This is a genomic window from Chthoniobacter flavus Ellin428, assembly GCF_000173075.1.
In the GTDB taxonomy this organism is placed as follows: domain Bacteria; phylum Verrucomicrobiota; class Verrucomicrobiia; order Chthoniobacterales; family Chthoniobacteraceae; genus Chthoniobacter; species Chthoniobacter flavus.
On sequence record NZ_ABVL01000012.1, the window covers coordinates 83,479 to 108,279 of the forward strand.

The 24,801-nt window shown below is 61.7% G+C and carries 17 protein-coding genes; 13 read left to right on the forward strand and 4 right to left on the reverse strand.

Features of this window, described 5'->3' with window-relative positions; translation table 11 throughout:
* Positions 1-5 precede the first annotated feature (5 nt).
* Both CFE428DRAFT_RS18895 and CFE428DRAFT_RS18900 read right to left on the reverse strand, forming a co-directional pair.
* Positions 6-1,511 (reverse strand): MFS transporter, encoded by a 1,506-nt coding sequence (locus tag CFE428DRAFT_RS18895; protein ID WP_083805240.1) that lies wholly within the window; start codon positions 1,509-1,511, stop codon positions 6-8.
* Between the two features lie 256 nt (positions 1,512-1,767).
* Positions 1,768-3,297 (reverse strand): DegQ family serine endoprotease, encoded by a 1,530-nt coding sequence (locus CFE428DRAFT_RS18900; RefSeq protein ID WP_006981223.1) that lies wholly within the window; start codon positions 3,295-3,297, stop codon positions 1,768-1,770.
* Between the two features lie 177 nt (positions 3,298-3,474).
* On the opposite strand from CFE428DRAFT_RS18900, the gene CFE428DRAFT_RS18905 reads away from it, so the two are divergent.
* The 5 genes from CFE428DRAFT_RS18905 (at position 3,475) to CFE428DRAFT_RS18925 (ending at position 11,101) form a co-directional block, all read left to right on the forward strand.
* Complete coding sequence (locus CFE428DRAFT_RS18905) at positions 3,475-5,520, forward strand: HEAT repeat domain-containing protein (protein ID WP_006981224.1); 2,046 nt, start codon at positions 3,475-3,477, stop codon at positions 5,518-5,520.
* Between the two features lie 70 nt (positions 5,521-5,590).
* The gene (locus tag CFE428DRAFT_RS18910; protein WP_006981225.1) at positions 5,591-6,241 is read left to right on the forward strand and encodes a 3-keto-disaccharide hydrolase; all 651 of its coding nucleotides are present in this window, start codon (positions 5,591-5,593) and stop codon (positions 6,239-6,241) included.
* A 139-nt stretch (positions 6,242-6,380) separates the two neighbouring features.
* Positions 6,381-8,381 (forward strand): ATP-dependent helicase, encoded by a 2,001-nt coding sequence (locus CFE428DRAFT_RS18915; RefSeq protein ID WP_006981226.1) that lies wholly within the window; start codon positions 6,381-6,383, stop codon positions 8,379-8,381.
* Between the two features lie 240 nt (positions 8,382-8,621).
* On the forward strand, positions 8,622-9,257 hold the full coding sequence (locus CFE428DRAFT_RS18920; RefSeq protein WP_042725328.1) for a response regulator: 636 nt from the start codon (positions 8,622-8,624) through the stop codon (positions 9,255-9,257).
* Between the two features lie 107 nt (positions 9,258-9,364).
* Positions 9,365-11,101: a 4-alpha-glucanotransferase gene (locus CFE428DRAFT_RS18925; protein WP_006981228.1), complete on the forward strand. Its 1,737-nt coding sequence runs from the start codon at positions 9,365-9,367 to the stop codon at positions 11,099-11,101.
* Positions 11,102-11,391: 290 nt separating this feature from the next.
* Here the strand turns inward: CFE428DRAFT_RS18925 and CFE428DRAFT_RS18930 are convergent, their stop codons facing one another.
* Both CFE428DRAFT_RS18930 and CFE428DRAFT_RS18935 read right to left on the reverse strand, forming a co-directional pair.
* Entirely contained in the window at positions 11,392-11,895 is a 504-nt protein-coding gene (locus CFE428DRAFT_RS18930) for a hypothetical protein (RefSeq protein ID WP_006981229.1), read from the reverse strand.
* A complete protein-coding gene (locus CFE428DRAFT_RS18935; protein ID WP_006981230.1) occupies positions 11,892-12,107 on the reverse strand; it encodes a hypothetical protein in 216 nt (71 codons plus the stop codon). Before CFE428DRAFT_RS18935 ends, CFE428DRAFT_RS18930 begins: the two co-directional genes overlap by 4 nt.
* Before the next feature lie 252 nt (positions 12,108-12,359).
* Between CFE428DRAFT_RS18935 and CFE428DRAFT_RS18940 the strand changes: the two genes are divergently transcribed.
* From CFE428DRAFT_RS18940 to CFE428DRAFT_RS18980, 8 genes are all read left to right on the forward strand, one after another.
* Positions 12,360-13,346 carry a malate dehydrogenase gene (locus CFE428DRAFT_RS18940; protein ID WP_006981231.1) on the forward strand — a complete coding sequence of 329 codons (987 nt, stop codon included), beginning with the start codon at positions 12,360-12,362 and terminating at the stop codon, positions 13,344-13,346.
* 491 nt (positions 13,347-13,837) lie between these two features.
* The gene (locus CFE428DRAFT_RS18950; RefSeq protein ID WP_006981232.1) at positions 13,838-15,856 is read left to right on the forward strand and encodes a hybrid sensor histidine kinase/response regulator; all 2,019 of its coding nucleotides are present in this window, start codon (positions 13,838-13,840) and stop codon (positions 15,854-15,856) included.
* A 119-nt stretch (positions 15,857-15,975) separates the two neighbouring features.
* Positions 15,976-17,745: a chitobiase/beta-hexosaminidase C-terminal domain-containing protein gene (locus CFE428DRAFT_RS18955; protein WP_006981233.1), complete on the forward strand. Its 1,770-nt coding sequence runs from the start codon at positions 15,976-15,978 to the stop codon at positions 17,743-17,745.
* Between the two features lie 15 nt (positions 17,746-17,760).
* On the forward strand, positions 17,761-19,545 hold the full coding sequence (locus CFE428DRAFT_RS18960) for a chitobiase/beta-hexosaminidase C-terminal domain-containing protein (RefSeq protein WP_006981234.1): 1,785 nt from the start codon (positions 17,761-17,763) through the stop codon (positions 19,543-19,545).
* Positions 19,546-19,553: 8 nt separating this feature from the next.
* Positions 19,554-20,858 carry a chitobiase/beta-hexosaminidase C-terminal domain-containing protein gene (locus tag CFE428DRAFT_RS18965; RefSeq protein ID WP_157447573.1) on the forward strand — a complete coding sequence of 435 codons (1,305 nt, stop codon included), beginning with the start codon at positions 19,554-19,556 and terminating at the stop codon, positions 20,856-20,858.
* A gap of 270 nt (positions 20,859-21,128) precedes the next feature.
* The gene (locus CFE428DRAFT_RS18970) at positions 21,129-21,419 is read left to right on the forward strand and encodes a chitobiase/beta-hexosaminidase C-terminal domain-containing protein (RefSeq protein ID WP_006981237.1); all 291 of its coding nucleotides are present in this window, start codon (positions 21,129-21,131) and stop codon (positions 21,417-21,419) included.
* Positions 21,420-21,438: 19 nt separating this feature from the next.
* Positions 21,439-22,899: a sulfatase gene (locus tag CFE428DRAFT_RS18975; protein WP_006981238.1), complete on the forward strand. Its 1,461-nt coding sequence runs from the start codon at positions 21,439-21,441 to the stop codon at positions 22,897-22,899.
* The gene (locus CFE428DRAFT_RS18980) at positions 22,896-24,776 is read left to right on the forward strand and encodes a sulfatase (RefSeq protein ID WP_006981239.1); all 1,881 of its coding nucleotides are present in this window, start codon (positions 22,896-22,898) and stop codon (positions 24,774-24,776) included. The genes CFE428DRAFT_RS18975 and CFE428DRAFT_RS18980 overlap by 4 nt, the downstream gene beginning before the upstream one ends.
* The last annotated feature ends 25 nt before the right edge of the window (positions 24,777-24,801 follow it).

Here is a 24,801-nt window from a genome sequence, read left to right on the forward strand (position 1 = left end):
TACGGTCATTCCGGCAATGGCTGGCCCTTGGTCTCGGGGCCGAACCACACGATTACGATACCAATAATATAGATGCCTGCCATGCAGGAGGCAGCCTTGGGAAAACTGCCGCCGAAGAGTTTCATGAGATTGGCCGTTTGCAAGCCGCCGACGGCCGCAATGATGCGGCCGAAGTTATAAGCAAAGCCCTGTCCCGTTGCACGAACGGCGGTGGGCAGCAATTCCGGCAGGTAGAGTGGGAAGAAGCCGTAGAAGGATGCGGTGACCGTGCCGGCGAGGAAGATGCAGAAGAGGAAGAAAGGGCCATAGGTGTCATTGGCCAGATAAAGCAGCAGTGTGCCGGCGATCGAAGTCGCGCACAGCACGGCGTACGTGATGCGGCGTCCGTAACGACCGGCGGCGATCGCGGCGATCATCGTGCCGACACAGGCGCCGATCGAGAGCCAGATCTGGGTCCATTCCTTGGCGTTCTTGGTGTGAGGCGCGAGTTGATCCGCCACCCACTTCGGCGCCCATTGGGTGGAACCCCAGGTGCCGAGAAGCGCCACGGACGACAACACCGCGCCGAAAAGCATGAGTTTAATGAGGACGGCGCCACGGCCCGACTGGAGCGTGCCGGCGGCTTCCGCACGATGCATGTATTTCCGCACGGGGTGCAGATATCCGATCAAAGCGACCCCGAGTCCCACGACGGTGATGGCGATTGCACCGTAAATATTCACTTTGTCCGCCCCCATCGGCGACCAGGCCCAGATGATGACCAAGGCGGCGACGCTGCCGTAGAGCACGCCGAGCAAGTCCAGGCGTGCCCAGTGGGCGGTGGCGCCGCGGGCATGTTCCGCTTTCCATTTCTCGGATTCGGGAACGAAGAGGAGAATCAGGAAGTTGAGCAGGGCCGGGAGTGCACCGCTGATCATGAGCAGGCGCCAGGCGGAGTGATCGGTGAGGTAATGGACCGTCGCTTGGGAAAGCCCGATCGCGGAGAGGCCGTGCTGCGCCGAGGTGATAAAGCCGAGCAGTGCCATGCTCAGGAAACCGACGATGAGGTAGCCGACATTGGCCGCGGCGCCGATGAGACCGGCGGTGACCGCGCGCGATTTGGCGGACCACACTTCATTGACCAGCGCCACGCCGAGCGACCACTCGCCCCCCATGCCGAGCGAGGCGATGAAGCGCAACGCGGTGATTTGCTCGGCGTGATGGGCAAAACCGCAAAGGCCGGTGAAGATCGCGTAGGTGAAGATGCTCAAGCCCATGGCCCGCACCCGGCCCATCTTGTCACCGAGCCAGCCGAAGAGCACGCCGCCGCTCGCTGCCCCGACGAGGAAGGTGGCGATGATGACCCCAAACCACTGGCTGATCGCGGCATCCGACGTCTGCGGCCCCAGCAAATCCTTCAGCGCCGGCTGGCCGATCAGCGGGAACATTCCCATTTCAAAACCATCGAAAAGCCACCCTAGAAAAGCGGCGAGAAGCGTAAGGACATTACGTCGGGAGGAAAGAGAGGACATTCGCAGCTACGTAGCAGAACGTTTTGCGCACAGCTTCTAAAAAAATAAGGCGGGGCGCAGAAAACACTCTAAGAGGGGCCGGCGCGGCGTCGGGCTCTTAATTTTTGATCCTTAATCCCTTAATCCTCGGTCGGAGGGGAAAGGATTAAGGATTAACGATCAAAGATTAACGATTAAGATTCTCTCCCCAAAAAAACAAAAAGCCCCGCCGGCGAGGCGGGGCTTTTGCCAGATAAACTGGAATGCTTGTCGAGGATCAGTCTTTGCGTTCGACGACCACGTAGCGGCTGCTGCCCTTGGTCGAGACGCGCAGGAGAACTTTCTTCTCCTTCTTCACCTTCTCGCTCATTTCCACCGCCTGCTTGGCCGAGGTGACCGGTTCGCGATTGATCTCATGAATCACGTCGCCCGCCTTGAGGCCGGCTTCGGCGCTCGGGGAATCCGGATCGATCTCCGTGATGACCACACCCTTGGTGCTTTCCGGCAGGTCAAACTTCTTGCGGGTCTCGCCGTTGACGTCGCCGACGGTCACGCCGTCGAGCACGTCCGGGTCCGTGTTCTTTTCCGGTTGGTCCGCGGACGCGACCTTGTTGGTCGGACGCTCGGCGAGTTCCACCTTCACCATCTTTTCCTGGCCGTCGCGGACCAACTTCACGGGCACCGTGGTGCCAGGAGCGATGCCGGCGACCATCATCTGCAATTCGCGGGGGCCTTCCACTTTCTTGCCGTTGACCTCGACGACGACGTCACCGGCCAGGATGCCGGCCTTTTCCGCCGGGCTCTTCGAAGTCACTTCCGCGACCAGCACGCCGGCGTTGTTCTCGATCTTGAACGCCTTGGCGAGGTCCTCGCTGAGCGGCTGCAGGGCGATGCCGAGGAAGCCGCGCGAAACCTTGCCGTTCTTGATGAGGCTATCCATGACGCTATGGGCGAGGTTCGAAGGCACCGCGAAACCGATGCCCATGTTTCCGCCGCTGCGGCTGTAGATCAGCGTATTGATGCCGATGAGACGGCCCTCGATGTCGACCAGCGCACCGCCGGAGTTGCCCGGGTTGATCGAGGCGTCGGTCTGGATGAAGTTTTCGTAGTCGGTGACGTGCATGTCGCTACGGCCGAGCGCGCTGACGATGCCCATGGTGACGGACTGGGTGAGACCGAAGGGATTGCCGACGGCGATCGCAAAATCGCCGACGCGCAGCTTGTCGCTGTCCGCGAAGGTGATCTCGTGCAGCTTCGTGTCGGGCTGGATCTTCAGCACCGCGATGTCCGTGCTGGGGTCGGCCCCGATCTTGGTCGCCTTGTATTCCTTCTTGTCGTTGCCGATGGTCACGATGATCTCATCGGCGCCTTCGATCACGTGATTGTTCGTGAGGATGTGGCCCTCGGGGCTGACGATGACGCCCGAGCCGAGCCCGAAGCGCTCGAGATGCTTCTTGCCGTTGTTGTTATTACCGCCGCGGTTGTTGCGCGGGGCCTGGTCGCCGCCTTGCTCATCCTCGTTGTCCGGGATGCCGAAGAAGCGCCGGAACATCGGGTCATTCAAGTAGGGATTGTTCGGGGAGGCGTTACGCTTGACCATCTTTGAGGTGGCGATGGTGACGACACTCGGCGAGACCTTCTCGACGACCGGCGCAAAGGTCGTAAGCGTGCCGGCGGCGTGGGTAATCGGATTGGGGTCGACTTTGACGGACGCCGGCGGCGCCTCGTCGGCAAGAGCCAGGGGAGCGATCGCGGCGCTTAAAAGCAGCGCGGCGATGGACGAAAACAGCGGTTTGGTGGATTTCATGTGTGATTGAGTTTCGAGCGGCGGAGGTTGTGCGGCTCTGTTCCGAGAGACACAAGTTGCCTCCCGCCGTTCAAAGCAGGGGTTACTTTCGTATTCGGCTCCGTAATTTTGAACACATTAGGGAGGAAGGCTATCTGTATCTTGCTTGGCCCCCGGGGTGCGTTAGGGTCTGCGGCCATGTTTTCCGCCCACACGCGTGTGTTTCGTTGCCTCTTTTGGATGGGAATGGGTCTGGCGCTGAATTGCGGCGCGGAGGAGGCAAACCGGCCTGGGGAGCAGTTTCATGTGCGGCCGGAATTCAGGGTGACCGAGCAACCTCCCCAATCGGTCCTCGTCCCGTCTCCTGGTGGCGCGCAACCGATCGCAGGTGGGCTGCCGCGTGATGATACGTCGATTTTCGGGACGGAGTTTTTGAAGGTGGCGAAGAAAATGTCCTCGCCGACGATGGGCCCGGATGGGCGGGTTTACCTTTTCTGTGCGGATGGCGGGGCGGCGATTACGCGCGTGGAAGGAGGGGTGGTGCATGTGCCGGACGAAGGCGCGGTTTTGCGTTGTGAGCCGGATGGATCGCACCTCGAGGTGTTTTGTCGTGGGTTGCGAGAGTTGCATGACGGGGCGCTGGCTTTTGACAAGGAGGGGAATCTTTTTGCCGGCGACGCGGGTTCGGGCAACGGCAGTGGCGGGCGCTGGCTGTATCTGGTCGAGCATGGCGACTATGGCTGGCGATCCGGTTGGCCGCAGTCAGCGTTGGGCGAGACGCGCAATCCGTGGATGGCGGAGAAGTTGTGGGCAGCCCGTTTCGATGGACAGGCCGCGTGGGTTTTGCCACCGGTGGCCAATGTGACGGCGGGACCGTGGTGCCTTACGCACTATCCGGGGCTGGGATTTGCGGAGCGATACGAAGATCATTTCTTCGCCGGCCGCCCGACGCAGCAGGCCATTCTTTCGTGGGTCAATAAACCCAATGGCGCGGGTTTCCTCCTCATCGATCAGCAAGAGGTGGTCGAGAATGTGGCTGTCGCCGCCGTGAAATTTCCTCCGGCGGGTGGGCTTCATTTTTGGACCGGCGATGGGAAGGCCTTTGTCCTTGCGGCCGCGTCGGGAGTGCCCGATCCGCAAATGGAAGAAGCGACGCAATTGCTCGAGGGAGAGATCGAACACAAAGTTCCGCTCGAATTGGAAGCCCTGCTGAGGTCGCCGGATCAGCGGGTGCGTCTCGAGGCGGAGTGGCGGCTGGCGGTCTCGCCGGATGGCGAACCGATGCTGCGGGAAGTCGCCCTCGCGCCGAATGGCGGCCCGATGCCGTCGATCGCACGACTGCATGGGATCTGGGGTCTTGGCATCATGGCCCGCCGCGCCGAGGCGAAGACGCCAGGCGCCGGAGCGAAGGTGCTGGAGCCCCTGGTGCCCTTGCTGGAGGACGACGATCTCGCAGTGCGCGCCGAGGCGGCGCACGTGCTCGGTGATTCCTACGTCGGAGCGGCCTTCGAGGGCTTGATCAAGGCACTGCGCAATCAGGACGAGCGCGTAGGGATGTTTGCCGCCGAAGCGCTGGGCAAACTCGGCCGGCCCGAGGCGCTCTCGCAATTGATGCTGATGATCCGCGAGTCGGGCGATCACGATCCGAATTTGCGCCATGCTTATGTCGACGCACTGGTAGGCTTGCACGATGACGCGGCGCTGCAGCAGGCCGCCCGGCATGAATCAGCGGCGGTCCGCAAGATCGCGCTTCTGGCCATGCGCGAATTGCATCGCCCGGAGATCGCGCAGTTCCTGCACGATGAAGAGCCTTCGCTGGTGCGCGAAGCAGCCGGTGCGATTCACGACGAAAATATCGCCGAGGCGATGAGCCCGCTCGCGGCCTTGATCGAAAAGCCAGCGGCTGATGAGGCGCTGATGTGCCGGGTGTTGAATGCCAATTTCCGGATCGGACAGCCGGCGAATGCGGATGCGCTGGCTGCCTTCGCGGCGCGCGAGGACGTGCCGGAAGTGCTGCGTATCGATGCCTTGAAATTGCTCGAGGGATGGCATCATCCAGCGCCGAATGATTACGTGACCGGCGCACCGCAGGCGCTGCCGGAGCGGGACAGCGCGCCCGTCAGCCAGGCGGTGGGGCGAATCCTGCCCGTGCTGGAGAAGGACGCGAAATCACCGGAATTCAAGGAGGCTTTGGCCGGCATTATTCTCGCGAACTCGCGATCCATGCCGATCCCGGCGAAATGAGTTTCCCACTAAGGCTCCGCCCCCCAGAGTGATCCTCGCTTAAACGCTTTTTACCGCCCAAGATTCCCCCATGAACCCGTTCTCCCGCCGTCGATTTCTGCAACTGACCAGCCTCAGCTTCGCCTCCCTGCAGATGGGCGCGCTGGCCGCGGAAAAGGAGCCCGTGTGGCAATCGCTTTTCGATGGCAAGACGCTGACCGGTTGGAAGGCGCCGGGATTCAGCGGGCAAGGGGAGGTGCTGGTCGAGAATGGCACGATGGTGCTCGGCATGGGCAGCGACATCACCGGTATGAATCCTTCGATCGAGGTGCCGAAGATGGATTACGAAGTTTCCCTCGAGGCCTCGAAGCTCGATGGATCGGATTTTTTCTGTGGGCTCACGCTGCCCTACGGCAAGACGTCGTTCACCATCATCCTCGGCGGCTGGGGCGGGGCGCTGGTCGGACTGTCGAGCATCAACGGGGATGACGCCTCGGAAAACGAGACGACGAAGTTCATCAAGTTCGACAACGGCAAGTGGTACAAGGTGCGGGCGCGCGTGACCGCGCAGAAGATCGAGGCGTGGCTGGATGGCGACAAGATCATCGACGTGGACACCGACGGGAAGAAGATCGACATGCGCCCGGGAGAGATCGAGCTGTCTGTGCCTTTCGGCCTCGCCACTTTCCGCACGCGCTCGGCATTCAAGGAAATCAAGCTGCGCAAACTCGACGCCAGGTAGCGGAGGGACGCGCTCCGGCGCGCTCCCTGATTTCTGCGGGCGAAGGCGGCGGCCAAAAGCGTGGGACGCGCAGGAGCGCATCCCTCCGCATGGAAAAGCGCTTGGCAGCACCCACGCGCGCGGCGAATGATGCGGCAACATGGCACGCCAATATACGCTTTCCCGCCCGTCCTCACCGGCAGGTTCGCGCATCGATTTCGCCGCTGAACTCAACCCGCAGCAACACGAGGCCGTCACCGCGCCGCCCGGGCCCGCGCTGGTGATCGCCGGAGCCGGCAGCGGCAAGACGCGCACGCTCACTTTCCGCGTGGCTTACCTGCTGGAAAATGGCGTGCTTCCGCAGAATATCCTGCTGCTGACTTTCACCAACAAAGCCGCGCGCGAGATGCTCGATCGCGTGGCCAATCTGCTGCCGAACGACATCAGTGGGCTGTGGGGCGGCACGTTTCACTCGGTGGGTAATCGGCTGTTGCGGCGCCATCCCGAGGCGGCGGGTTTTGCGCCGGGGTTCTCCATCATGGACCGCGAGGATCAGCAGGACATGCTCGATTCGGTGATCGTCAGCGCGGGGATCGACCCGAAAGACAAACGCTTCCCCAAGGGCGAAGTGCTCGCCGACGTCTTTAGCTTCGCCATCAACACGGGGCGCAGCATTGACGACGTGCTCGTGGAAAAGTATCCGCACTTCCTCGAGTTCAACGACAAGATCGCGCTCGCGCAGAAAAAGTATGAGGAAAAAAAGCGCGCGGCCAATTCGCTCGACTTCGACGATCTGCTCGAGAAGACGCTGCTCATGCTGCAAAAGGAGCCGGCGATCGCGGAGCGCTACCAGCGGCAGTTCCAGTTCGTCCTCGTCGATGAGTATCAGGACACGAATCGTATCCAGGCGGATTTCATCGACATCCTCGCCAAGCTGCAGCGCAACGTGATGGTGGTCGGTGATGACGCGCAGTCGATCTACTCGTGGCGCGGCGCGAACTTCAAAAACATCCTCGATTTTCCCAAGCGCTATCCCGGCGCCAAGGTCTACAAGATCGAGACGAACTATCGCAGCGCGCCGGACATTCTCGACGTGGCCAACGCCGCCATCGCGGGCAATGTGCACCAGTTCAAAAAGGAACTCGTCGCCGCCCGCCCCGCTGCGTCGATGAAGCCGGCGCTCGTGCCACTGGGCGACTCGAATCAGCAGGCACTCTTCGTTGCGCAACGGATTCTCGACCTGCGCGAGGAAGGCATCGAGCTCGACGAGATCGCCGTGCTTTACCGCGCGCATTTCCATTCGATGGAAGTGCAGATGGAACTCACCCGGCACGGGATTCCCTTCAGTATCACCAGCGGCTTGCGGTTCTTCGAGCAGGCGCACATCAAGGACGTCGCGGCCTTCCTGAAATTCGTCGTGAACCCGCGCGATGAAGTCGCTTTCAAGCGCATGGTGCGGTTGCTCCCGGGCATCGGCGCACGCAGCGCCGAGCAGCTCTGGAACAGCGTCAGCGACGCCTTATCGCGCGGCGGAGAGGTGAACTTTCACCAACTCTTCTCGCCGCTGAAAGTCCCGGCGAAGGCGGCCAGGATGTGGGAGCAACTGGCCCACACGCTCGACGAAATCGCCCCCGGCGGGAAGCCGCATCCGCCCGCGGAAATGATCCGCAGCGTGATCGAGGCCGTTTACGACGACTACCTCAAGGCGAAGTTCCCCAATTACGAGCAGCGCCGCGAAGACCTCACGACGCTCGGCAATTTCTCCAAGCAGTACGAAAGCGCCGCCGATTTCCTCGACCAACTCGCGCTGCTCACCAGCCTCGACAGCGAAGTCACCGCGACGAACGAGGACGCCGAGATGCTCACCCTCTCGAGCGTCCACCAGGCCAAGGGCCTCGAATGGAAGGTCGTCTTCGTCATCTGGATGGCCGACGGTATGTTCCCGAGCAACCGCAGCCTGGAGAGCGATGAGGCGATCGAGGAAGAGCGCCGTCTCTTCTATGTCGCGGTCACGCGGGCGAAGGACGAGCTCTACCTCACCTATCCCAACCTGCGCCTCAACGCCGGCTACGGCGAAATGCTCCAGCGGCCCTCGCGTTTTCTCGGGGAAGTGCCGAAGGAATTGCTCGAAGAATGGCAGGTCGGTGGCGCGAGTTGGTGAAGGGGGAGCCGCTGAAGAGCGACGACACTTCGTTTTTTAACGAAGCGTTATTGTCGGGTTTTCCCTTATAAGGGATGAGTGGAAACCCGTAAATCACGCTTGCTCGCCGTGTGCGTTCCTGAGACAACTGCCGTCGTCCAAAGCGGCTCGTCGTGTTGGCGGGTGTGGCTTTCCGAAAGGGGTGCCGGTTTTTGAGACGAGTGCCAAAATCGCAACCATGTAACGCTCCGAGGAAGGCTTATGAAAACCCGAGTGCTGGTAGTCGACGATCATGCTTCCATTCGACAGATGCTCGGCATCGTGCTCGCGCGAGAGGGCCCATATGAAATGGTCGGCGAAGCAGGAACGGGGTTTGAGGCGCTCAAGGTTTGCCGGAAGGTGAAGCCGCAGTTGGTAGTGCTGGATTTGATTTTGCCGGAATTGAATGGGCTGGAGGTCTTGCGGGCGTTGCGCGCCGAAATGCGCGAGGTGCGCTGTATGGTTTATTCAGGAACGCTGGATCGCCGTTTGATCGTGGAAGCGCTCCAGGCGCGCCCGCACGGCTTCGTCCACAAGTCGGACCCATTGAAGATTTTTTGCGAGGCTCTACGCGCGGTGACGGAAGGGTGCAGCTATTTCACCCCGTTTGCCACGAAGTTGATGGATGACGAACGCCACCTCCACACCGCGGCCTCGCATCTGACCGATCGGGAGCGGGCGATTTTGCAAATGATCGCCGAGGGCATGAGCAACAAGGAAATGGCCGAACGCATCTCCATCGCGCCGAAGACCGTCGAACATCACCGCGCACAAGTGATGCAAAAGCTCGGCATGCACGATGTCGCGACGCTCACCCGCTATGCGGTGCGGATGGGGCTCGTGCCGGTGGAAGTGTAGGGCCGAAAGGGAAATTCGGGGGAAGCGTAGCGGAAAAATCCGCATTAGAGTCGCGTCCGTGCTTGAAGGCGGGTGCGATGGCTGTTTGAAAGTCGCGCGCACCTTTCATGCAATTGTCACCCGATCATAAGCTCGCCGGCCTTCTCGCCCCGCTCTTTGCCCTGCGCGGAAAGCACGACCTCGGCGTCGGCGACCTCGGCGCGCTGCGGGAATTCGTCGACTGGGCCGCGGAGCAGGGATTCCGTGTCGTCCAACTCCTGCCGGTGAATGAAACCGGCAACGACAACTCGCCATACAACGCGATCTCCTCGGTTGCGCTCGATCCGCTGACCATCGAGATCACGCCGGAAGCCCTGCCGGACTTGAGCGCGGAGGATATCGAGAAGATCACCTCCAGCGCGGACCTGAAAGCCTTGCGCGCCGGGGCGGTGATCTATGCGGAGATGAAGGAGTTGAAATGGGTGCTCCTGGAGCGGGCTTTCGAAAATTTCGTCGGCCACTCGTGGAAGAAGAACGACAAGCGGGCGCGGGCCTTCCGCACCTTTTTGCGGAACGAGGGGGCGTGGCTCCATGGTTACGCGTTCTTCCGCGTGCTCGTCGATGAAAACGGCGGCACGGAGCGCTGGGATCTTTGGCCAGAGGAACAGCGCAGCTTCGCCCAGGCACAGGCGTGGCTGGACGTGCAAAAGCCGGCGAAGCGCCATCAATTCGAGCGCCAGCTCCGCCTCGTTTCCTACGTGCAATGGATCGCCTGGGAGCAGTGGCACAAGATGCACGACTACGCCGGGAGCAAGGGCGTGGCGCTCATGGGCGACATTCCTTTTGGCGTCAGCTACTACAGCGCTGATGTATGGACGCGCCCCGAACTCTTCGATCACATCTGGTGTGGCGGTTGCCCGCCGGAGCGCGTTTTCGAGACCGATCCATTCACCTACAAGTGGGGGCAGAATTGGGGCATCCCACTCTATCGCTGGGAAGTGCATCGCGAGCAGGGCTTCGACTGGTGGCGCCAGCGGGTGCGCAAGGTGCGCGCCTGTTTCCATCTGTTCCGCATCGATCACATCCTCGGTTTCTTCCGCATCTACGGCTTTCCCTGGCGGCCGCAGCTCAATGCCGAGTTCCTGCCGTTGACCGAGGAGGAGGCGAAGGAGCGCACGCACGGCGAGTTGCCGCATTACGTCCCGCACGAGGACGACACCGCTGCGCACAAGGCGGCGAACTGCGCGCAGGGGCGCGAGGTGCTGAAGGTGCTGATCGAGGAGTGCGGGCCGTTTCGTCTCATCGGCGAAGACCTCGGCGTCGTGCCCGACTACGTGCGGCCGTGCCTCACGGAACTCGGCATCGCCGGATTCAAGATTCCCTATTGGGAAAATGAGCCGGACGGCCATATGACCCCCGGCAAGGCTTACCAGCGCCTCTCCGTTACGACCTACGCGACTCACGATTTCGAGCCGCTACGCACGACGTGGGAAGGGTGGATGGCGAAGATCGAAGCCGCCGAGCATGGCGGTCCGGAAACGCACAAAGGGCGCGACCAGGCCTGGCGCGATGTCCGCCGCGTGGCCGGTTGGTGCGGTTTCGATGTACCGCGGATCACCCCTTATTCCGACGAAATCCACGAGAAGCTGTTGCGCGGGCTCTTCGCCACGAATTCCTGGATGGCGATCTACATGATCACCGATCTCTTCGCAACCACACAGCGGTTCAACGTCCCCGGCGCGGTCAGTGAATCGAACTGGAGCCGGCGCATGGACGAGCCCGTCATGCAATGGGACAAGGACGCCAGGCGGAAGGCGAAGATGGACCGCATCCACGAAATCCTGCGCGCCACGGGGCGCCTTTGACTAGGCGGTGGTTGCGAATTTTGGAGGGGAGGATGGCAGCGGATGCATCCCGGAGGGATGCCATAAATTAGCCGGTGGCGTAAGCCACCGGAACCCGTCCCAACCCATCATCCACCCCGGCAGGGGTGGCGGAAATGAATTCATCGCGTTTGTCGGCCCTCCGGGGCTTCAGATTTAGAGGAACGATTCCGGTGGCTCACGCCACCGGCTAATTTATGGTGCCCCTCCGGGGCACGCGCCCTCGCGCCCCCCCCTTCGTTCCTAATTCGTGAACACTGCCTGCCGTACGCCTACGGATCGCTCACTCGCAGTCGCAGGAAGATCGAAGCATGGCCGCTCACGGGAACACTAAAGATATGTTGCGTCCCTGAGCCGGTATCCGTCACGGGCTGCCAGTTGGGAGGGTTCAGGGAACCCGTCCAATCCGCCCCGTAGGTAATGCCGGTCACTCCCGAGGGTGCGGTAAAGGAGACGGTGAAGTTGGTCCCATTATAGACCGGCTGCGGAAGCTGACGCGACACGGGCGTGATCGGATTGAGACCGAAGGCGTATTTGACGAGGTTCGGCAACCCATCGCCGTCAAAGTCGAAGGTGTCCGCCGCGTTCCCGCTGTTTGCTGTCGTGCTGAAATAGGTCTGCCGCCAGTTCTGCAAATTGGTGAGCGTGGTGAAAGTGGCGTCGTTGCCATTGACCGTCCCGACGGTGCTCGTGCCGTTCACGCGGTAGTGATAAGTCGTACCCGGAGCCAATCCGGTGAGCGTGACGCCGACTGCGGTCGGCGTGCTGCCAGTCACTGGCGAGGGCGTTCCAGCGACATTCGTTCGTAGTTGGAGGTCGTCCCGTAGTCGAAGGAGACCGCCGTGCTGTTATTGGCCGCATTGACCGTTCCCTGCAGGAAGGCGCCGCTGGAGGTGACATTGGCGGCCACACCGGTGGTGGCGCGCGCGGTTGCCGTGATCAGCGCCAGGACGAGACAGAGAAGGGGAAGAACTTTCGCTAGGGCCATTGCCGGAGAATGGTAGTGGATCGGTGACCCACGTCAACTCGCTGAACGAGTCAGCTTTGCGAAATGCTCCGAGGGAAGACGGCTGGCCGGACGGAGCAAATGAGGCGGCCCGATTTCGGGAGGGACGAAAATTCCCGCGGCCAAATTCAGCAGGCAGCGATGAACAATCCACTTGTCCGCCGCCCGCGATTCGCAGAATCTCACCGCCTCTTTTTCCCATCCACTTCACGCCCAATCCCGAATTCCCCACATATGAAAGCTCCCATTCGCGTTGCCGTCACTGGTGCGGCCGGTCAAATCGGTTACTCGCTGCTCTTCCGCATTGCCTCCGGTTCGATGTTCGGCCCGGACCAGCCGGTCATCCTGCACCTCATCGAAATCGAACCCGCGTTGCCGGCGCTGGGCGGCGTCGTCATGGAGTTGCAGGACTGCGCGTTCCCGCTGCTCAAGGGCATCGTCCCCACGGCCAACCTCGATGAAGGCTTTGCCGGCGTGAATTGGGCGCTGCTCGTCGGTTCCGTGCCGCGCAAGGCGGGTATGGAGCGCAAGGACCTCCTCGGCATCAATGGCAAGATCTTCATCGGCCAGGGCAAGGCGATCGAGAAGAACGCCGCGCCCGACGTGCGCGTGCTCGTCGTCGGCAATCCCTGCAACACCAACTGCCTCATCGCCATGAACAACGCCAGGGGCATTCCGGCGAATCGCTGGTTTGCCATGACGCGTCTCGATGAAAACCGCGCCAAGATGCAGCTCGCGCTCAAGGCCGGGGTGGATGTCACTCGCGTCAGCAATCTGGCCGTCTGGGGCAACCACTCGGCGACGATGTATCCCGATTTTTACAATGCGCGCATCGATGGGCGCCATGTGACGGAGGTCATCCCCGACGTCCATTGGTTGCAGAACGACTTCATCAGCACCGTGCAACAGCGCGGCGCCTCCATCATCAAGGCGCGCGGCCTTTCCTCCGCGGCCTCGGCGGCGAATGCCGTGGTGGATACCGTGCGTTCGCTGGTTACGCCGACGACCGAGGGCGACTGGTACAGTGTGGCCGTGCATTCCGAAGGCGATTATGATGTCGAGAAGGGCATCATCTCGTCGTTCCCGATCCGCACCAACGCCGATGGCTCGTGGGAAATCGCCAAGTGGGTCCCGGTCGGCGACTTCAGCCGCGAGAAGATCACCGCCACGGTGAACGAGCTCAAGGAAGAGCGCGAACTCGTCCGCGAGTTGCTCGGCTGAGTCGAAGGGACGCGCGCGCCAGTGAACGGGGTAGCTGTTTAGCCTGCGAGGGCGCCAGCCCGGAGGGCTGATGGACCGTAGCCGGAGGTAAGCGAGCTTGGCGAGCGCCACCCCCGGATACCCGCCCAGTCCGGATTCCATCCCAGAGGGATGGCGGAATCTTCCATCAGCGAGAAACTCCAGCACCGCCTCCGGGGTGCATCCGCTTTTTTGGATGGTTTCCGGGGGTATTGCTCGCAAGCTCGCTCAACCCCCGGCTACGGTCCGGCAGCCCTCCGGGCTGGCACCGCCGCGCGCCAAACGGACACTGAACTGGTGCAGCTCGCCAGCGGATAAGAAGAATAGGAGATATAGGACTCCTATCATTCCTATTCTTCCTATCCCTCCTATTGCTGCTCGGAGCGCGCTTGCGCAGCCTCGTCACACGAATGTTACAATAAGTAGTCCTGCGCAGACACCAGCTGGCACGAAGACTGGTCTCTGGATGAGGCATGATTTTTCAGCCCACTTCCGAATCCTGCCTGACCCTCGATTGGTTGGAGGAGTTGATGGTGGAGTCGCGCACCTTCGGTGCCGAGGAGTTGGTCGGGGCGGTTTTCGATAAGCTGCAGGAGTGTGCCGATGGTTTTTTCGGCATCGTCTATCGCGGCGGTTATGTGGGGCTGATCTCGAAGGCACAGATCGCCATGTTGCTCAGTGGGCGGTTCGGCTACGCGCTCTATGCGAAGCACACCATTCGCGAGCATCTGCTGCTGGACACGGTGGTTGTGCGTCCCGGTGAACCGCTGCTCGCCGTCCTCGACCGCGCCTTGAGCCGCACAGGACAGCCTTTCCACGATGATCTCGCGGTGGTGGACTCGTCCGGTGGATTTCTCGGCGTGCTGCCCATGCCCACGCTCCTGCGCTTGCAAAATGAGCTGATCGCCGAGCAGACGCGCCGGAGCGAAGAAAACCGGCATGCCTTGGAAAGCCGCGAGCTGCAGCTTTTCCGCAGCCAGGAGCGATTGCGCCAGAGCGAAGGGCGCTTCGGCATTCTTTTCGAACACAGCCCGCTCGGGTTTGCGTTGCTGACCACCGACGGCCGCGTGGAAGCGCACAACCGCCGGTTCGCCGAGATGCTCGGCGTGGCGCGGCAGGGCGCATTGCCCGTCTTGAGCGAGTTCCTGCGTCCGCAGGATCAGGCTGGTCTCGCCGCGATCCTACGCGGCTTTGAGACGAATCTCGAAGGCGAGCCGCCCTCGACGCGCGAATGGCGTCTCGAGTCGCTCGGCAACGAACCACGCCTCGTGCGTTGCGATTTCCACTGGATCCAGGAAACCGGGCAGGTGTGCCTGTGCGTGCAGGATGTCACCGCGCAACGCCGCCTGGAGCAGCGGCTGCAGCAAAAGGAAAAGTCGGTGCTCCTCGACACACTGGCCGGCGGCATCGCTCACGAGCTCAACAACAAGCTCCTGCCCGTGCTCGGTTACGCGGAGATGCTGCAATTGCGAGCGCGTGACAACATGGAGCTCTCCGGTTGGTGCGATGTCATTCGCCAAAGCACGGTCGAGGCGGCCGAACTTACCGGCCAGCTTCTCCAGCTTTCGCGCCCCCCGGCGCTGGAGCCGCGCGCCTGCGACCTGGTCGCGATCGTGCATGCGGCGATGAATATGCTGCGGTTCCGTCTGCGTGAACTCAGCTGCGAACCCGTGCTCGATCTGCCCGCGCGCCTGGTCCCGTTGCACGCCGATCCCGCGCAACTCAAGCAGGTGATCGTCAACCTTTGCTTCAACGCCATCGACGCCATGTCCGGCGGCGATCGGCCACGCCTGCACCTCAGCCTTTTGGATGAAGACGACGGCGTATGCCTGCGGGTGCAGGACGCGGGCTCGGGCATCCCTGAGGAATGTCTGCCGCGCATCTTCGATCCCTTCTTCACCACCAAGGGCGTGCAGCAAGGAACCGGATTGGGTCTCAGCGTCTGCTTCAGCATCATTCAACAACACGGTGGCACCATCGAGGTCGAGAGCACTGGGCCGGAGGGCACCACCTTTGCCATCTGGCTGCCGCTCGCCGCGGAGTCTCTCGCTGATGCCGGCGAGGCTTCTGCGGAAACGCCCGTGGCCTCCGTCGATCGCGAATCGGTTGTGCTCGTGGTGGATGATGAGCCCTTCATCACCAGCCTCGTCCACGAGACCTTGCGTTCGCATCTCGAGTGTCGCGTCGTCCGCGCCGGCAGCACCGAGGAAGCGCTGCAATTTCTGGAGACGATGTCCTTCCAGTTGATCATCTCCGATGTCCGCCTGCCCGGGCGCAACGGCCTGAGCCTCTTCGAGGAATGCCGCGAGCGCTGGCCGCAACTGGCCGCTCACTTCTTCTTCATCACCGGCGACGCCGGCAGCCGGGAGTTGAACACTTCGCTGGAGCGAACCGGTTGCCCCGTGCTGCGCAAACCTTTCAGCATCGACGCCCTCGCAGCGCAAGCCGCCGCGCTGCTGCCGAAGGAAGCCAGCAGCGTCGCGCTGGCGTAACGGGAAGGCGCCCAGTTTTTTTGGATCGGTCCGCGCTTTACGCATTCGCGTGAACGCAGCGCGGCGATTTTAGTCAATTGGTGGGGCGCTGATGGGGTTGAGTGTTCGCACCCAATTCCATGAAGTTTACCCAGCGTTCCTCCCGCGTCGCATTTTTCGCCGCCTTCTGCCTTGCCGTCATGGTGGCCGATTCCCGCGCCGAGACCCCGGCGGCTGTCTGCAATCAAGTCCGCTTTCAGCCCAATTGGGGCGGTGAAAAGGACATCGTGGGAGGAAAGATCGAAGGCTCCAATGTTTCGAGCCAGACCGGTTTCGTGACGCTCGCGGAAATCAAGGAGGCGCCCAAGTTGAAGGAGTGGGGCGAGGTCAAATTCGACAACACCAAGGTCTATCGCTATTTGCGTGTGGCGTTGCCGCACGAAGGGAAGGGGAAGTTGAGCAAGGTGGAGTTCTATGATGGGGGGCAACTCGTGGCCACTGACAAAATGGGATTGCGCCTTAATTATTTCTACGGCGATGCCCCGGATGATCACATCATCGGCTACGATCTCCGCGAAAAGGGTTCGACCCGGCCGCCGGGTTTCAAGCCCGGCAACCCGGATCTGACCGGGCCGGCGGATGTCGCCTTGACCGCCGCGGATGGCGCCGTCATTCGCTACACGCTCGATGGGACGATGCCGACGGCGGATCACGGCGGAATCTACAAGACGCCAATTCACGTCGATCAGAATACGACAATCAACGCCGTGGCCATTCTGCCTGACCGTGCGCCGAGTCCGCCGAATGGCGTCACCTTTTTGCTGCCCGCCTCGACGAAGCAGGGGTTGGCCGTGGCCAGCGTGGGCAACAGTCTCACCGGCATCACCCTCAACTTTTGGCGCTACGCCCGCACCGCCGGGTACAAACACACGACCTATCCTTTTCTCCGCGGCGGCGCCTTGACTCGCGAACTGTGGGCGCTGACCTCGAGCGAATATGCTGCGGAACTCAAGGAGATGGAGAAGACGAGACCTTCGCTCGCGAACGGGCAACCGTGGGACGACTTTTGGCAGAAGATCAGGAAAGTGGATGTCTTTACCCTGCAACCGCGCGATTTCGATCTCGAGAAGGAGACGGCGGCGGAGGTGAATTTCCTCAAGCTCTTCCGGCAGAAATGGCCGGACCTGCAGCCGTATCTTTATTGCGAATGGGTGGAGCTGGCCCGTCAGCGGCCGAGTGACAAAGGCACGGTGCCGAGCTTCGAGATGCAGAAGACATTCCCAGCGCTCACGTGGGAGGAATCGATGAGCGCGATGCTGCTCTACATGGAGGAACTGCAACATCGTCTTGCCGCGGCTTATCCCGAGGGCAGGCCGGCGCACATCATTCCCGCGGCGCTCGCCATGGGCTGGGTGAAAAACAAGATCGACCACGGCCAGTTTCCCGGAGCGCAGCCGGGCGAGTTTTATTCGCTGCTCTTCAGCGACCAGGTGCACCCCGCCGAGAATGGCGCCTTCCTCGTGGACATGACGTGGTATTCGATGCTCTACCGCGAGCCGTCGGAAGGCAAGGTGCTGCCGGTCGGCACGACTCTCACACCCGAGCAAGCGCGCGCCATGGAGCAATTGGCGTGGGACGTCCTGAAGCACTATCCGGACTGCGGATTTTACGAGGAGGGTAAGGAGCCATGCGGCCAGCCGGAGTTTGCCAATGACGGCAGGATCATCACGTTGAAATCGTCCACGCCGGGCGCGTGGTTTCGCTACACCCTCGATGGCACGAAGCCGACGCGCACGCGTGGCTATGTCTACTGCGGTGCGATCAGTGTGCAGCCCGGCATTCACGTCCAGGCCATCGCTTACAAAAGCGGCATGGCGGACAGCGCGGTGGCCGATGCCGGCCAGAAATAAGCCCCCGATTTTCCCATGAAAACCCCACTCGCCTTCGCCGCGCTGCTTGCCGGTGTCTTCCTCACGTTTGCCGCGCCCGATCTCCGCGCGGAAAATCCGCCGCCCGTTTGCAATCGTGTTCGCTTCCAGCCCACCGCCGCAGGTCCCAAGGACATGATCGGTGGCAAGATCGAAGGCTCGAACGTCTCGCGCACCGAAGGCTTCGTCACCCTCGCGGAGATCAAGGAAGTGCCGAACGCGAAGGATTGGAACGAGCTGAAATTCGATAACACCAAGGTCTATCGTTATCTACGGCTGGCGCTCCCATCGGAGGGGAAAGCGAAATTCGGCAAGGTGGAGTTTTACGATGGCGACCAACTCATCGCGGGTGGAGATCGTGGCGTGGAGATCCACTACTTCCTGCCGGATGCGCAGGACAATCGCACCACGGGTTACGACCTTTTCAATGCCGCTGCCCAGCGCGTTTCTTTCGAGCCAAAGGAGGGCGATCTCGCCGGTCCCGCCGACGTCAAGCTCGCCTCCACGCGCGGCGCGGTGATCCGCTACACGCTCGACGGCACGTGGCCCACCGCGGAGCACGGCGAGACGTACACGCAGCCCATTCACATCGACAAGAGCACCACGATCAGCGCTGTGGCCATTTTGCCCGAGCGTGCGCCGAGCCTGCTCAATACGCAGACTTATCTGCTGCCGAATTCCAGCAAGCCCGGCCTCAATACCGCGCATCTTGGCAACAGCCTCACCGGTACCACCGGCGGGTTCTGGCGCTACGCCCGCACTGCGGGTTACGATCACAAAGCGAATGCCTTCCTGCGGCCCGGAGCGTTGACCCGCGAATTGTATGCCGTCGCCACTGGCGATTACGTGAATGACAAGGTGGCCAACGCCAAGGAAATGCAGGCGCAAAAGCGGGGCGTGCCGACGTGGGCGGAATTCTGGGGCAGGGTCGGCAAGATCGATCTGCTGACCATGCAGCCGCGGGATTTCGATCTCGATAAGGAGATCGCGGCCGAGGTGGGCTTCCTCAAGCTCTTCCGCCAGAAGTCGCCTGACCTGCAGCCGTGGCTCTATTGCGAATGGGTGGAGATGGTCCGCCAGCGTCCGAGCGACAAGGGCACGGTCCCGAGCTTCGAGATGACGAAGACTTTTCCCGCGCTCACGTGGGAAGAATCGATGAGCGCGATGTTGCTCTATGTGGAGGAATTGCAGCACCGCCTGGCCGCGGCATATCCGGAAGGCAAGCCGGCGCATATCATTCCATCGGCGCTCGCCATGGGCTGGATCAAGAATCGGATCGACCACGGTCAGTTTGGCGATGCGAAGCCGGGCACGTTTTATCCGCTGCTTTTCAATGACCAGGTGCATCCCGCCGATGTCCCCATCCACGGCACGGCGAATGGCGCTTTCCTCGTGGATATGACCTGGTTCTCGGCGCTCTATCGCGAGAGGTCGGAGGGCAAGGTGCTGCCGATTGAAACGACCTTCACGCCGGAGCAGGTGCGCCTCGTGGAACAACTCGCCTGGGACGTCATCAAGAACTATCCCGACTGCGGTCTTTACGAGGAAGGCAAGGACCCCTGCGGCCAGCCGGAGTTTGCGAACGACGGTAAGATCATCACGCTGAAATCGTCCACGCCGGGCGCCTGGTTCCGCTACACGCTCGATGGCACCACCCCGACGCACACGCGCGGTTATGTCTATTGCGGTGCGATCAGCGTGCAGCCGGGCATTCAGTTGAAGGCCGTGGCTTACAAGAGCGGCATGGCGGACAGCGCGGTCGCTGAAGCGGACAAGAAATGAACATGCGAATGCAAAAGCTCTTCACTCGTCTTCTCTGCTGCCTCGCCGTTGGGCAGGCGCTCAGCGCTCCCGCCGGGGATCCTCCGCTGCTCATCTTCAATCGGGTCCGATTCTATCCCGCACCGGGGAAGGAGCAGGCGATGGTCGGCGGCAAATTCAGCGGCTCGAATGTCTCGCCGAATGCCGGCTTCGAGTTGCTGGGAGAAATCAAAACCGCGCCGGCGCCCAATCAATGGAACGAGTTGGCGATTCCGAATACCAAGCCCTATCGCTGGCTGCGTTATGACGCTCCCGCCGGTTCGTATGGCATGGTCGCGGAACTCGAATTTTATGCGGGCGATCGCAAGCTGGCGGGTTCGCCGTATGGCTCAATCGCACAACGCGAGCCCGGCCGGTCTTATCCGCGCGCCATGGACGGAAAGACGAATTCGGTCTGGGAAACCGATAATCCGGACGGCCAGTTCGTCGCGCTGGACACCTGGGATTTTTCCGCGGTGAAGCAGCCGATCATGGAGCCGGGAGAGCATCGTGGTAACATCCCGGTCAGCGTGAAATGTCCTACGCCGGAAAAGGGTCCGATTCAGGTGACGCTGCGCTGCAGCACGCCCGGTGCGATGATTCGCTACACTATCGACGGGACGACACCTGGCATCAACGATGGCGTGGTCTACGACAAACCGTTCACCATCGACCACACCACGACGATTGTGGCTGTGGCGTTTCGGAAAGACCTCGCGCCCAGTCCCGCGACGATGTGGACCTATCTCGTGGACGGTTCGACCAAGCCCGGCCTGCGGAGCTTCAGCATCGGCAACAGCCTGACGCAAAGCACCGCGCGCATGGGCATCTTCGCGCACACCGCGGGTTATCTGCACGAATATACCAATTTCACCAAGCCCGGCGTTCCCACCTATTCGCTTTGGGAAGGCTTCGCCTCGCAGCCGAAACCGGAGTGGACGCAGACCCTCGAGGCGATTCCGAACATCGACGAATTCACCGTGCAGCTCCGCGACTTCGACGTCGCGCACGAAGCCAAACACGATATTCTCTTTTTCAATCTCATCCGCGCGAAGTCGCCGGAAATGCAGCCGTGGTTTTATACGGAATGGACCGAACGCGCGCGGTATCAGCCCCCGGGTGCCAAGGTCGATTTGTCCAGGGGTGTGCCGCGCTATGGTCTTGGCAAACTCACCGCCCTGCCGACGGATACCGGGGAATTCAGAGCAGCGAGACCAAGCTCTTTCCGGCGCGCAGTTGGGAGGAATCGGCAGGCGCGTTTCTACTCTACGTTGAGGAAGTGCAGAAGAAAGTGATGGAGACTTATCACGACGGGAAACGCCCGCGGGTGCTGCCCACGGTGCTGGCCGTCGGCTGGCTGAAGAAGTGGCTGGAGCAGGGGAAAGTCCCCGGCCCTTGATCTTAACGCTTTCGACGACATGATGTTTTCACGATTGCGTGCATCCCGGACCTGATGGCCCAGTTCCTTCATCGACTCCCGTTTGGTTCGCCGCCTTTTACGGCAAATCGCCCCGAAGGCCAGGTGCTGCCCGTCGGTACCAATCTCACCCGCCCGCCCCAGGCTAATGCGCTGGAGCGTCCTCGCGTGGGATGTGGTGAGGAATTATCCCGACTGCGGCGTGTATGAAGAGGGCAAGCGGCCCTGCGGCAAACCGGAGTTCGCCAGCGATGGCATGACCGTTACGCTCAAGTCCGCCACGCCGGGCGCCTGGTTTCGTTACACCCTCGATGGCACCAGGCCCACGCGCACCCGCGGTTATGTCTACTGCGGGCAGATCAGCGTGCAGCCGGGCATCCAGTTGAAAGCCGTCGCTTACCAGAGCGGTATGGCCGACAGCGAAGTGGCCACCCAATAGTCCCCCAGCTCCCCAACCCATGAAACGTCTCACCCTGCTTCTCGCATCCTGCCTCGCCGCGGCGACCACCGCGTTCGCCGCGACACCGGATAAACCGAACATCCTCTTCATCCTCGCCGATGACATGGGCTGGTCAGATCTCGGCTGTTACGGCGCGGATTTGCACGAGACGCCGAATATCGATCGTTTCGCCAGCGGCGCGGTGCGTTTCACGAGCGCCTATGCGATGTCGGTCTGTTCGCCGTCGCGCTCGACCTTGATGACCGGCAAGCACGCCGCACGGCTGCATTTCACCATCTGGGCCGAAGGCGCGCAGGAGGGCGGAGCCAAAAATCGCGAGCTACGTGAAGCAGAGTCGATCTGGAATCTGCCCAATTCGGAAAAGACGATCGCGACGTATTTGAAATCCGCCGGCTACCTCACCGCACTCATCGGTAAATGGCACCTCGGCGATTGGGAACATTACCCGGAGGCGCACGGTTTCGATATCAACATCGGTGGCACGAACTGGGGCGCGCCGCAGACCTTTTGGTGGCCGTACAGCGGCAGCGGGACGCATGGGCCGGAGTTTCGTTACATCCCGCATCTGGAATACGGACACCCCGGCGAATACCTCACCGACCGATTGACCGATGAGGCGATCAAGGTGATCGACCACGCGGGGGATCAGCCGTTCTTCGTTTATCTCGCGCATCACGCCGTGCACACGCCGATCGAGGCCAAGGCGGACGACATTCAGCACTTCGACGCGAAGTATCGCGACGGGATGAATCATCGCCACACCATCTACGCGGCGATGAACAAGGAGCTCGACGAAAATGTCGGCCGTGTTCTCGAACATCTCAAGGAGCGCGGGCTCGACAAAAACACCGTGGTGATTTTTGCCAGTGACAATGGCGGTTACATCGGCGTGGACAAAGTCAGCGGGAAGAACATGCCGGTGACGAATAACGCGCCGCTGCGTTCGGGCAAAGGTGCGCTCTATGAAGGCGGCATCCGCGTGCCACTCATCATCCGCTGGCCGGGCGTGACGCCCAACGGCGCGACCTGCGACGAGCCGGTGATCCTGACCGACATGTTGCAGACCTTCCTGCACATCACCGGCCAGCCGCCGGCCACCGATGCGACGGATGGCATGGACATCAGCCCGTTGCTGAAGGACCCGAGTGCGAAGCTGAATCGCGACGCACTGTTCTTCCACTATCCGCACTACTACCACACCACCACGCCGGTGAGCGCGATCCGCGCCCGCGATTGGAAGCTCCTCGAATTCTACGAGGATAATCACCTCGAGCTCTACAATCTGCGCAACGATCTTTCGGAAAAGCACGACCTCGCCAAGGAAATGCCCGACAAGGCCGCGGCCCTGCGCGATCAACTGAACGCCTGGCGCGATTCGGTCGGCGCGGTGCTGCCGCAGCCGAATCCGGACTTCAAGGGTGGCAAGCCGAAACCGCAAAACGCCCAACTCACCCCGTGAAGCGCCTTCTCTTCTTCCTTCTGCTGATCGTTTGCGGGGCCGTCGCGCGGGGCGCGGAGTCTTCGCCGAAGACGCGCCCGAACATCGTCTTCATCCTCGCCGACGATCTCGGCTGGAGCGACACCACCCTCTACGGCACGACGAAATTCTTCGAGACGCCGAATATCGAGCGGCTTGCCGCGCGAGGGATGAAATTCACGAATGCCTACGCGGCCAATCCGGTGTGTTCCCCGACGCGGGCAAGCATCATGACCGGCCTTTATCCCGGCCGGCTCGGTATCACCACACCGTCGGGACATGTGCCGGAGGAAAAGCTGGAGGCCTCGCTCGTCGCGCGCGGTTCACCGAGCCAGAAGTCGTTGCAGGCGACGAGCGCCACGCGGTTGAAACTGGAGTATTTCACCCTCGCGGAGGCACTGAAAGGTGCGGGCTATGCCACCGGGCATTTCGGCAAATGGCATCTCGGGCCGGAGCCTTTCGATCCGCTGCATCAGGGATTCGACGTGGATGTGCCGCACTGGTCCGGCCCGGGCCCGGCGGGTTACATCGCCCCTTGGAAATCGCCGAAGTTCCATCTGCCGGCGAAGCCCGGCGAGCAGTTGGAGGACCTCATGTCGCAGGAGGCGATCAAGTTCATCCGCGTCCACAAGGATGAGCCGTTTTACCTCAACTATTGGGCCTTCTCCGTGCACTCGCCCTGGGGCGGCAAGCCCGATCTCATCGAGAAATACCGGCGGAAGGCCGACCCGAATTCCGCCCAGCGCAATCCCGTCTACGGCGCCATGGTAGAAAGTCTCGACGACGCTGTGGGTCGCCTGCTGGACACGCTCGACGAACTGAAACTCAGCGATCACACGATCATCGTCTTCTTCTCCGACAATGGCGGCGTGAATTGGTTTGAGCCGGCGATGAAAGAGGAGGCCGGCATGAATTCTCCGCCGACGACCAACGCCCCGTTGCGCGCCGGCAAGGGCACGCTTTACGAAGGCGGCACGCGTGAGCCGTGTGTCGTGGTCTGGCCGGGCAAAACGAAAGCCGCCACGCAAAATGACGCGATGCTCTGCAGCGTGGACTTCTATCCCACGCTGCTCGAGATGGCCGGCGTGGCCGCGAAGCCGGATCTGAAATTCGACGGCGTGAGCCAGGTGCCCGCGCTGCTCGGCACCGGCACTCCGCGCGACACGCTCTTTTGCTATTACCCGGTCTATTCGCCGCCGGGCCACGTGGTGCACACCATGCCCGGCGTGTGGGGCCGGCGCGGTGATTGGAAGCTCATCCGCTACTTCCATGACGCCGATGATCAATCCGACCGTTACGAGCTCTACAACTTGCACGACGACCTCGGCGAAACGAAGGACCTCGCCGCGCGATTTCCCGACAAGGTGAAAGAGCTCAACGCGCTCATCGACGCGCATCTCGCGGAGACGCACGCGCTCATTCCCGGCAAGAATCCCGCCTACAATGCGCTCGTGCCCGATTGGGCGGTGAACAAGGAATCGACGGTCACGGTACGGGACGGTGCGCTGCTCCTCACCGCGACCGAAGCTGCGGTATCACTCTCGACGCGCGACCTGCCGCATGCGCAGGGACCTTACACCGTCGAGTTCCGAATGAAATCCAATGGCAAGGGCAACGGTCGTATTTTCTGGGCGGCGAATCCTCGCCAGCCTTATTTCCGCGATCGCGCCGTCAACTTCACCCCGACGCATGACAACGAGTGGCAGGACTTTGCGATCAAGCTGCCGGTGGAAACGCCGATCGAGATGCTGCGCTTCGATCCGGCCGTCGGCCCGGGCGAATTCCGCGTCGCTTACCTGCGTCTCAAGGACCGCAACGGCGCGGTGATCAAGGAATGGAATTACGCCACCGGGCACTGATGCATTTTCCCTAAGGACGGAGTGC

Coding starts and splice junctions, on each gene's coding strand:
- CFE428DRAFT_RS18905 (WP_006981224.1), top strand. CDS start 3,475: ATGTTTTCCGCCCACACGCGTGTGTTTCGTTGCCTCTTTTGGATGGGA.
- CFE428DRAFT_RS18910 (WP_006981225.1), top strand. CDS start 5,591: ATGAACCCGTTCTCCCGCCGTCGATTTCTGCAACTGACCAGCCTCAGC.
- CFE428DRAFT_RS18965 (WP_157447573.1), top strand. CDS start 19,554: ATGCAAAAGCTCTTCACTCGTCTTCTCTGCTGCCTCGCCGTTGGGCAG.
- CFE428DRAFT_RS18935 (WP_006981230.1), bottom strand. CDS start 12,107: ATGGCCCTAGCGAAAGTTCTTCCCCTTCTCTGTCTCGTCCTGGCGCTG.
- CFE428DRAFT_RS18920 (WP_042725328.1), top strand. CDS start 8,622: ATGAAAACCCGAGTGCTGGTAGTCGACGATCATGCTTCCATTCGACAG.
- CFE428DRAFT_RS18960 (WP_006981234.1), top strand. CDS start 17,761: ATGAAAACCCCACTCGCCTTCGCCGCGCTGCTTGCCGGTGTCTTCCTC.
- CFE428DRAFT_RS18915 (WP_006981226.1), top strand. CDS start 6,381: ATGGCACGCCAATATACGCTTTCCCGCCCGTCCTCACCGGCAGGTTCG.
- CFE428DRAFT_RS18940 (WP_006981231.1), top strand. CDS start 12,360: ATGAAAGCTCCCATTCGCGTTGCCGTCACTGGTGCGGCCGGTCAAATC.
- CFE428DRAFT_RS18895 (WP_083805240.1), bottom strand. CDS start 1,511: ATGTCCTCTCTTTCCTCCCGACGTAATGTCCTTACGCTTCTCGCCGCT.
- CFE428DRAFT_RS18950 (WP_006981232.1), top strand. CDS start 13,838: ATGATTTTTCAGCCCACTTCCGAATCCTGCCTGACCCTCGATTGGTTG.
- CFE428DRAFT_RS18975 (WP_006981238.1), top strand. CDS start 21,439: ATGAAACGTCTCACCCTGCTTCTCGCATCCTGCCTCGCCGCGGCGACC.
- CFE428DRAFT_RS18955 (WP_006981233.1), top strand. CDS start 15,976: ATGAAGTTTACCCAGCGTTCCTCCCGCGTCGCATTTTTCGCCGCCTTC.
- CFE428DRAFT_RS18970 (WP_006981237.1), top strand. CDS start 21,129: ATGCGCTGGAGCGTCCTCGCGTGGGATGTGGTGAGGAATTATCCCGAC.
- CFE428DRAFT_RS18900 (WP_006981223.1), bottom strand. CDS start 3,297: ATGAAATCCACCAAACCGCTGTTTTCGTCCATCGCCGCGCTGCTTTTA.
- CFE428DRAFT_RS18925 (WP_006981228.1), top strand. CDS start 9,365: ATGCAATTGTCACCCGATCATAAGCTCGCCGGCCTTCTCGCCCCGCTC.